Consider the following 9,131-nt stretch of genomic DNA (forward strand, 5'->3'; position numbering starts at 1 on the left):
GGGTCGATGGACGGCTAGTGGTCGCCCGGGATCGCCGTCGGCGCAGGCGGTGCGGTCACCGTCGGCGAGAACGGGTTGGGTCCCGGCGAGATGCGCGGCGCCTTGTCGGTGGTCTCGACCGGCGGCGGAGGCGGCGCCTCGGTCGTGGTGGTCGTAGTGGTCGTCGTGGTGGTCTCTTCCGGCGCCTTCTCCTCGGTGGAGCACGATGCGCTGGACATGACCATCGCGACCGCGGCGGCACCACCCGCGAGGGCGGCGATGCGACGACCGATCTGAGCTGACCTCATGGTTGCAGTCCTAACTGTCCCGACCGGTGCGGAGAAGGCTTCAAGATCAAAGCCGGCGTTCGGACTCTAACCCAAGATCGGGACGCTCGCTCAGTTCGAAATCGCAGCTAGCGACGCTGCGGGAACTAGGAACCGGACTTCAGCGCGCCCAACGCCTCGGCCAACGTCGGATACAGCGAGAAGACCTGGTCGAGGCCGGTCAGCTGGATCGGCCTGCTGGTCGCGGGCCCGTCGGCCACCACCGCGAAGCGGGCCGACTTGCTCACGGTCTCGTGCGTCGCGACCAGTGCCTGCAAACCCGCGGACGCGAGGAAATCCACCGCTATCAGGTCGACGACGAGGGCGGATGGCTCCTGCGTGAGCGCCTCGGTGATCGCCGCCTGGAACGCCGGGACCGTGGCGAGGTCGACGTCACCGCCGACCGTCAACACAGCGATGCCGTCCTCGTGGGAGATCGAAGTGGTTATCGGCTCAATTCGTGACAACGGTGGTCCTCCGGTAGGCGCCGCCACCACGACGGCAATGGGGCGAGCTTAACGCGTCGCGTCCTGCCATAGATCAGTGCTTCAACGGTTCATGCTGCGATACGCAGGCTAATGTCGAGAAGAGACTTCTGCGCTGGGTGATTCCGGTGTGAGCGCGAGCTGGGAGGGCCGACTGCCGCGAACATGACCGACACCGCAGACTTCTACCAGCGCTACGAGCGCGAACGAGCGAGAGCCGACGATCTCGCCGATCGCGACGTGTTCCGCAGCGCGTTGGTCAACTCGCTTCAAGAGGGTTTCTTCGTCACCGACTCCACCGGGTGCGTCGTTGAGATCAACGACGCCTTCACCGAGATCACCGGATACGGCCAGGAGGATTTGCCCTACCCGATGCCCCATCCCTGGGCGGTCGACGGGGTCGCGGCCGACGATCGCAGGGCCGCACTGGCGCGCGACGGCCGCATGGCAGCCGAAACCAAGATCAGGCACCGCGACGGACGCACGCGCTGGGTCGCGATCAGCATCAATGCCGTCCCCGACCACAACTCGCGGCGCGGTCTCTATGTCGGCACCATGCGCGATGTCACGGCACCCCGCGCCGCGGCGGAGCGCGACCGGGCGATGGCGCGGTTGGCGACGGCGGTGAGCGTCGCCAAGGACGTCGACGAGGTGCTGGCGATCACGCTCGCGCAGTGCCGCGTTCCGTTGGATGCGCAGCGTCTGATCGCGGTGACGTGGCCGAAGGCCGACGGTGAGGAGCCGACGGTGCGGGTGGCCGGTGAACCCGCGGTCACCTCATGGAGGGACCTCGGCGAGGACTGGCGCCGCACGTTCGAGGACGCCCGCACGTGGATACCGCTGACGGTGACGCCGGTCGGCGCGGTACCCAGCGCCGGCACCACCAGGGGCTTCGTCGCGGTGCTCTCCGGGGCACGGGACGTCGTGCTGTGCCTCGAGCACCGGGTTCCGCGGGTGGTCAGCGCGGAGGACCGGCGACTGGTCTCGGCGCTGGTCGGCCACCTCAGTTCGGCTTTGCAGCACGTGCGGCAGTTCGAAAGCGCCAGGGAGACATCGCTGACACTGCAGCGGTCGCTGCTGTCCCCGATCGATCTGCCGCCGGGATTCGCCGTGCGCTACGAGCCCGCCGTCCACCCGCTGGAGATCGGCGGCGACTTCTACGACGTGCTTCCCGTCGGTGACGGCCGGATCGGCATCGTGGTCGGGGACTGCGTGGGGCGCGGACTCGCGGCCGCCGCCGTGATGGGACAGCTGCGTGCGTCGACGCGCGCGTTGCTGCTCACGGGGGCGCGACCGTCGACGGTGCTCGAACACCTCGACGCGGTCGCCGAGTTCATCCCGGACGCCTACTGCACCACTGTGTTCGTCGCGATCGTCGACACCGTGTCCGCATCCGTGGAGTACAGCAACGCCGGTCACGTCCCGCCGGTGCTGGTGTCTACAAGCGCGTCGCCGCAACTGCTCGACGAGGCCAGCTCGGTCCCCCTGGCCGTGACGCACTCGCGGCCCCGCCCGCAGACGACGCATCCGTTACCCGCGGGCTCGACACTGATGCTCTACACCGACGGTCTGATCGAACGCCGTGACCGGTCGATCGACTCCCAGATCGACCGGATGTCGGCGGTGTTGGCCGATACCGCGAGGTTGCCGATCGAAAGTGTCGCCGATGCGGTGCTGCGCGCGTTGGTGCCCGACGGCGGTTTCGACGACGACGTGGCGATCGTGATCTACCGGTCGCCGAAGGCCTCCCTCGTCATCGACGACACCGCCACCGCGGCGAAGTTGACCGAGATCCGGCACCGGTTGGCCGCGTGGCTGGCGGCCAACGGCGCCTCGAACGAGTCGGTTTCCGATCTCATCCTCGTCGTCAACGAGGCCTGCTCCAACAGCGTCGAGCACGCCTATCGCGGGCACGAGCCGGGGCGCATGCGCATCGAGGCCGAGATCCACGACACGGCGATCCACGTGCGGGTCACCGACTTCGGGTCGTGGAAGGCGCCGCCTCCCGACCCCGGCACCCGAGGCCGGGGCCTGTTGTTGATGCGCGCCGTCAGCGATCGCGTGGACCTCGACGGCACGGCGGCCGGCACCACCGTGGATATGACGTTTCAGTTACCGGAGATTCGAGTTTGAACCAGCTCTGCCCCCCTGGACACCGCTGTCGTGGTATTAAAACTATTGGCAAGGAACGTCTGTCGGGAAGAGGCAGCAATGCGGGCTATGTGGCGTGCTCAGAGGCGGTGGAGCCTCTAGGACATCGGGAGGTTCTGTGATCGGACTCGCTCACACTGCCGTCCATTGGTGTGCTTTTTTGACGGTGGGGGACTGAAAGTAGTGACCCGCAACCAGTTCCGGCTCGAGCCCGGGGGCGCTGAGGCCCCACCGGTGGTCACCGCGGTTGGCGAGATCGACTTGGCGAACGTCGACGAGTTCAGCGACGTGTTGACGCGCGCGGCCGAGGACAACTCCTCTGTCACTGTCGACCTCACCGGGGTCACGTACTGCGACAGCGCCGCCCTGCGGGAGCTGTTCTCTGTCGCGGCCAACGCCAAACTCGAACTGGTCGTGCCCACGAACGGGCCGATCACCACACTTCTCGGGATCTCCGGCCTCGACAAGGTCGCGACGGTCACCGTCATCGATTGAGCGGACCGCCGTGCCAGCACCCAGCTTTCAGCCTCGCCAGCATCCCGAGCTGATCACGCTGTTGCACCGGATCCTCGAACGATTGCAGGCCGACGTGTCGAACACCCTGGGGGTTGCCGTCACCGTCCACGACAAGCGGTTCAACGAGGACGCGTCTGCACTCGCGGCGCTCGGTATCGAAGAGAGGATGATCGCAGCTCAGCTGTCCGGACTCGGCGGGCCCATGGCCGACGCATTGACTCATCAGGTGCCGGTGCTGAGCCTCGATCTGTGGACCGATGACCGTTGGCCCGACCTGACCTTCGACACGGCCGCCGGACTAGCCGACGGGAATGCGACCGACTTGAAAGCCGTACACGGAGCGGCGGCCGTGCCCGGCTTCTGGCGTGAGGACGCGGCGATTGTGTTGTCGTGCACGTTAACCGAGCCCGCCTCGGCGGCCACCGTTACGACACTTGTCGCCTACGAGCAACTCGTGTCGGCGGCCCTGGTCACCACCGCCGCCCAGAACGAGGCCGCGTTCGAGGACCTGCTGGCCGCGCTGCAGTCGCGTGGCGCGATCGAGCAGGCCAAGGGTGTGTTGATGGGGTTGGTCGGCTGCGACGCCGAGCAGGCGTGGAGCATGCTGCGTCGCGCGAGCCAGGAGTTCAACGTCAAGCTGCGCGAACTGGCGGTGGCACTGCTGGAACATGTCAGCGGTCGTCCGGCCCAGCAACCGGGTATCGCCGAGCCGATCGCTCCACAGGAGTCGGCGCGTGAGGCGGCGCGGCTCTTGTGGACGGCGATGGCGCATGAGGAGCGTCGATCCGACGGGCCGTAGCGTCTGGCCCGTGCTGCTAGGGCCCGTGTTGGGCCGCCGCGGCGGCGGCCTCCGCCTCGAGTTCCTCTTCGAGCGCGCCCTCCTCGCGGCCGAGCGCGATCGTGGCCGCAGCCATCGCGACGACGGCGGCTGAGATCGCGATCGCCTTCACGCCGCCGACGGTCATATGCTCGCCGAGGACCACCGCGCCCAGCACAACGGCGACCACCGGTTCGAGAACCAGCATCGTCGGCACCGAGGTCTGTAGGGATCCGGCGTGGAATGCGGACTGTTGCAGGAACACCGCGAGGACGCCCAGCACCAGGAGCAGGTAGAGCGCAGGGGTGGTCACCACCTTGCCCACGCCGCCATTGGCGAGAAGGAACATCACGATCTTGGTCAGCAACGCGACGACGCCGAACAGCAACCCGACCGTGACCGCGAGCAACACCGCACGTTTCCACCCGGCGGTGCGGACGGCCAGGATCACACAAGCGGTCACCGCACCGGCGCAGACGACTGCTACGAGAACGGAAAGGGGAACGGACGCCTCGTAGTCACCTGGCCGGGTCTTGGCAAGCACCACGAACACCGCCAGCGCCGCGGTGAGCACCATCGCCCACATCCACTCCCGGCGAGTGACCCGGCGGTTGGCGAGCCGAGCGCTCAGCGGCAGGGCGAACAGGAGCGCCGAGGTCAGGATGGGCTGAACAAGGAGCAGCGACCCCTTGATCAAAGCGAGGGCCTGAAAGCCATAGCCTGCCAGCGCGGCGGCCGTGCCGGCCCACCACAGCGGCCTGCGCAGCAGCGTCGTCACCATCACGGTGCTGATGCCGTGCTCCTCCGGTACGTCCAAGGTGGCGCGCTGCCGAACCACGATGCCGATCGCCAAGAAGACCGCGGCGAGCAGGGCGAGCAGGACGACCAGACCCTGATCTACCACGAGTGGCCTACCAAAGCGTTTTGCTCCTTTCCGGCCAGGCTGCGCACATCGGACAACAACAACATACGGACCGCGGGCCTGCGCGCCTGGCTCGGTGGCAGGGACCGTTTGCGAGGTTTGGTGCCCCACCTATCGGGGCATCAAACCGATCATGAATCTGCGACGTTTGCTTGTGCTGGTCGGTGCGGTGGTCCTTCTGGTTGGAGTCATCGCCATGCTCGTCCCGGTGTCGATTTCCGGGCCGGACAACCAGAAGATCTCGTGTGGCAATGCCATCGCCGCGGACGACTCCGAGGCCAGCCAGGCCAACAGCAACGATCCCAACCAGCTGAAGAACCTCCCGATCATCGATGAGCTGACTGAGGATCCGCCGGACTACGTCGCGCAGTGCCACTCGGCGGTGTCCGATCGTCGCACGTGGTCGATCCCGGTCGCGATCATCGGTCTGGTCGTGCTGGTCGCCGGATTCCTGGTTGGCGGCCGCACCACGCGGGCGGGCTGACGCCAGTCGCTATCGCGAGGTCGGCCGGCGTCGACCCCAGCGGAGCCTTTGGACGTTAGCTGGCCTCGCGGTCGCCGGTGACCACGCGCAGTGACGGTGCCGCGGGTTCGGGTGCGATCCGCTCGTTGACCGTGGCGACGACGGTGTCGACGCGGTTGACCGCCCGGTCGCACAGACCGCGGACTCTGTCGCTGGCGGAGTCGACGTCGTCGGCGGCGCTCAACAGGTAGGCGCGGACATTGACGCGCAGTCGCTCGCCTGCGGCTCGGGCGCGGCGGCGCAACTGGTCGTCGATCTCGACCGTGACGTAGGGCATCACGCGAAGCTTCATGAACCCACCCTAGCCGCGGGCTGTCCATCCGCGGTCTGTGCGAGCGGCCGGCCCGCGGACTCCCGCAGCGTGATGATCGTCGCGAGCGAAACCACCGCAGCGACAACCAGGTACCACGCCGGGGCCAGGTCGTTGCCGGTCTCGGCGGTCAGCCAGGTGACGACGTACGGGGTGGTGCCGCCGAACCCGGCGACACAGATGTTGTAGCCGATCGAGAATCCGCTGTAACGCACGGTGGTCGCGAACAGTTCGACGCCGGCCGACACCGCGGTGGAGACGTAGATCGACTCGATGACCGCCAGGCCGCAGTGGGCGGCGATCGCGGCGACCAGCGACCCGGAATTGAGCAGCAGGAAGAGCGGATAGCCGAGAACCGCGAAAGCCACCGACCCGGAGATCAGCATCGGACGGCGGCCGATCCGATCCGACAGCGCGGCCAACGGAAGGATGAGGATGAGCGCGACGAGGCTGGCCAGCGTGACCGAGAGGAAGGCGTCGGTCTTGGAGAACTCGAGCGTCTGAATGAAGTAGGTCGGCAGGAACGTGAACACCACGTAGTAGCCGACGTTGAAGACGATGAACATGCCGATGACTTGCAGGATCGGCCGCCATGACGTCGTGAACGCCTCACGCAGCGGCGACTCCGCGACGCGGTCGGTCTTGCTGAGCTCGGCGAAGTGGGGCGTGTCGTCGAGGCGCAGCCGGATGTAGAGGCCGACGAGGCCCAGCGGCCCGGCGATCAGGAACGGGATGCGCCAGCCGTAGCTCTCCATCGCCTCGGTGGGCAGCAGCGCCTGAAGGAGCGTCACGGTGATGGAGCCGAGCAGGAAGCCCAGCACGCCGGACCACGCCATGAAGGTGATGGTCAGCCCGCGGCGTCGTTGGGATGCGAACTCCGCGAGATAGACGGCGCCGCCGCCGTATTCACCGCCGGCGGAGAATCCCTGCAGGCAACGCAGGAGCAGAAGGAGCAGCGGCGCGGCGACGCCGATCGAGGCGTAGGTGGGCAGCACGCCGATGAGGACGGTCGCGCCCGACATCAGCAGGATCACCAACGCCAGGACCCGTTGCCTGCCGATCTTGTCGCCCAGCGGGCCGAAGACGAATCCGCCGAGCGGACGCATGAAGAAGGCGGCCGCGAAAATCGCGAACGTGTTCAGCAGAGCCGCCGTCTCGTTGCCCGCCGGAAAGAAGTTGGCCGCGATGAATGTCGCCAGGAAGCCGTAGATCGCGAAGTCGAACCACTCGACGGCGTTCCCGATCGACGCGCCTGTGATCGCCTTCCGCACATCGCTTGGCATCCGACCTCCCGAAAGTAAGCGGTGCGCTGAGCATTTCGCTTACCGGGCAGGTAAGCGCCCTACGAAGATATCGGGCTACGTCCCTCGCCCGTTGGCCGAGTCGACGAGTTGGTCAGAACGGTGCGGGATCGGTGTCCGTGGTGTCAATGCCGGCGCCGGTGGTGATTTTCCACGGGTCATCGTTCTGTGGTGGCGGCCTGCTGGGTTGGGTGGTCGCGGGCGTGACCCATCTCTTGCGGTCGATGGCGTTGAGAGCGCGCTCGCGTTCGATTCGTTGAAGCCGATCTTGGGCGCGGGTTCGTCGGCGGCGCGGCATCATCGCGCCTTTGTCGCTGTGTCGTACTCGTCCGGCGGGCACGGGCAGGGTGGCGGTGGTGGTGTCCCAGCCGGGGTAAAACAACCGGCTTCCGGGGTGGGTGAAATAGGTTCTCCCAGACGGTGCGGTCCACAGGACGGTTCCGTCGGGGCGCTGTTGATCGCCCCATCCGCCGAACGTCTTGATTAAGTGATGAATTCGACACAGGCACTTGAGGTTCGACGGATGAGTGGCACCAGCCGGAGAGGGCGTGGTGTGGTCAAGATCGCAGAATTCTGCCGGGCGAGTACAACCGGGAAACCGGCATGTCATATCACGCATCCGAACGAATTGTGCGGCCTTGCGCGAGGGCCGATAGCCGGTCTCGGGCGCGGCGTGGGGTTTGTGAATCCACTGGACCTTCGCCCCGTTGTTGATCAGCTCAGCCAACAATGGGTTCGGGATCATCCCGCCGCCGACGATCAGTGCCGCAGCGGATCTCGGCTTCGGCCGCTCCGTCGCCGCTTCGGCAGGTTGCGGCTCTGCGGCCGGTTCCACCGACTCCGCCGCCGGTTCTGCCGTCGCGGATTCGCCTTGTGCCGCGGGTACGGGTTCTGGGTTCAGGGCGGCGGCCTCGGTGATGGCGTTGATGACGAAGTGCGCTGCGCGGGGATCATCTTGTCCGGCTGACGGACAGTCGGGACTTCCGCATCTGCAACTCAATCCCTCGGCATTGGCGGCGATGGCGCCGAGCGCTTCGGAGCGGCGCTGCCCCGCGGTGCGCGGATCGTCTTTGCATACCTGGCTCGACATCTGCGCGAGCCGGCGTTTGAGCAGTTCACCATCGGTGACGCTCAATCGGCCCCACAGTGACATCGTTCCGGTCACGTCATCACGCTTGCCCAGGCGTACATCCCGGTTCTGGGCGGCCTCGCGCATGCGCCGGCGCGCGTCGGGATCGTGCTCATCGACAAGGGAGTCGATCGCTGATTCCAGCCGCGCCACCGACAACCCGCCCCACTGACCGGCACGTTGCGCGATCGCAGTGTCGATGCGCTGGGCGATCTGCGAGTCCACGATCAGTTGCGTGCGCCAGGTGATCGTCGACACCAGCGCCGCACTCAACCGTCCCTGGGCGAACAGCGCCGCTACTTTCGGGAGCCGCTCGCGCAGCGCCATCGCGATGCACATCTGGCTCGAAGCCGCCCGGTCCCCGACCCGCATCGCCGCCGAGATCTCCGCCGACGCCAACCGCCACCCGTCGACGGCCAGATGATCGCGATCCTCATCGGGCTCGGTGTAGCGCGCGGTCAGCTCCGCGGTGGCCGCCAACCGCCGCGCGGCCAGCATCGCCTCGGCGCGCGCACACTCCTCGATCGCGGCCACGACTGTCTTGTCGTCGGCGCTCACGAACTCGGAATCGAACATGTGTTCGAGTATGCCATCGTCCACTGACTCAAACTTTCTGACAGGGTCGCGTTATCCACAGCGCGGCTGACGTTGAGGAGGTTGGGTGAGTCATGG

Annotated in this window: 10 protein-coding genes; 4 read left to right on the forward strand and 6 right to left on the reverse strand. The window is 66.9% G+C overall.

From position 1 onward, the window contains the following. Positions 1 to 14: 14 nt before the first annotated feature. Both A5759_RS25365 and A5759_RS25370 read right to left on the reverse strand, forming a co-directional pair. Positions 15 to 287 carry a hypothetical protein gene (locus tag A5759_RS25365; protein ID WP_068202228.1) on the reverse strand — a complete coding sequence of 91 codons (273 nt, stop codon included), beginning with the start codon at positions 285 to 287 and terminating at the stop codon, positions 15 to 17. A gap of 125 nt (positions 288 to 412) precedes the next feature. Beyond that, on the reverse strand, positions 413 to 772 hold the full coding sequence (locus tag A5759_RS25370) for an STAS domain-containing protein (RefSeq protein WP_197506211.1): 360 nt from the start codon (positions 770 to 772) through the stop codon (positions 413 to 415). A gap of 183 nt (positions 773 to 955) precedes the next feature. On the opposite strand from A5759_RS25370, the gene A5759_RS25375 reads away from it, so the two are divergent. The 3 genes from A5759_RS25375 to A5759_RS25385 all read left to right on the forward strand — a co-directional run bounded on the left by A5759_RS25375 (position 956) and on the right by A5759_RS25385 (position 4,256). Next, positions 956 to 2,923, forward strand: coding sequence for a SpoIIE family protein phosphatase (locus A5759_RS25375; RefSeq protein WP_068202232.1), 1,968 nt, complete (start codon positions 956 to 958; stop codon positions 2,921 to 2,923). A gap of 201 nt (positions 2,924 to 3,124) precedes the next feature. After that, on the forward strand, positions 3,125 to 3,436 hold the full coding sequence (locus tag A5759_RS25380; protein WP_068202234.1) for an STAS domain-containing protein: 312 nt from the start codon (positions 3,125 to 3,127) through the stop codon (positions 3,434 to 3,436). 10 nt (positions 3,437 to 3,446) lie between these two features. Beyond that, positions 3,447 to 4,256 carry an ANTAR domain-containing protein gene (locus A5759_RS25385; RefSeq protein ID WP_068202236.1) on the forward strand — a complete coding sequence of 270 codons (810 nt, stop codon included), beginning with the start codon at positions 3,447 to 3,449 and terminating at the stop codon, positions 4,254 to 4,256. A 16-nt stretch (positions 4,257 to 4,272) separates the two neighbouring features. Here A5759_RS25385 and A5759_RS25390 read toward each other — a convergent pair whose 3' ends face one another. Continuing rightward, a complete protein-coding gene (locus tag A5759_RS25390) occupies positions 4,273 to 5,178 on the reverse strand; it encodes a DMT family transporter (RefSeq protein ID WP_068202238.1) in 906 nt (301 codons plus the stop codon). 151 nt (positions 5,179 to 5,329) lie between these two features. Between A5759_RS25390 and A5759_RS25395 the strand changes: the two genes are divergently transcribed. Continuing rightward, the gene (locus A5759_RS25395; protein ID WP_068202239.1) at positions 5,330 to 5,680 is read left to right on the forward strand and encodes an aminopeptidase; all 351 of its coding nucleotides are present in this window, start codon (positions 5,330 to 5,332) and stop codon (positions 5,678 to 5,680) included. Between the two features lie 55 nt (positions 5,681 to 5,735). Here A5759_RS25395 and A5759_RS25400 read toward each other — a convergent pair whose 3' ends face one another. The 3 genes from A5759_RS25400 to A5759_RS25410 form a co-directional block, all read right to left on the reverse strand. Then, on the reverse strand, positions 5,736 to 6,011 hold the full coding sequence (locus A5759_RS25400; protein ID WP_068202241.1) for a hypothetical protein: 276 nt from the start codon (positions 6,009 to 6,011) through the stop codon (positions 5,736 to 5,738). Continuing rightward, entirely contained in the window at positions 6,008 to 7,312 is a 1,305-nt protein-coding gene (locus A5759_RS25405) for an MFS transporter (protein ID WP_068202243.1), read from the reverse strand. The genes A5759_RS25400 and A5759_RS25405 overlap by 4 nt, the downstream gene beginning before the upstream one ends. Before the next feature lie 112 nt (positions 7,313 to 7,424). Beyond that, positions 7,425 to 9,035, reverse strand: coding sequence for an HNH endonuclease signature motif containing protein (locus A5759_RS25410; RefSeq protein ID WP_082962287.1), 1,611 nt, complete (start codon positions 9,033 to 9,035; stop codon positions 7,425 to 7,427). Positions 9,036 to 9,131: the final 96 nt, after the last annotated feature.

Source organism: Mycobacterium sp. 852014-52144_SCH5372336 (genome assembly GCF_001665615.1).
Lineage (GTDB): Bacteria > Actinomycetota > Actinomycetes > Mycobacteriales > Mycobacteriaceae > Mycobacterium > Mycobacterium neumannii_A.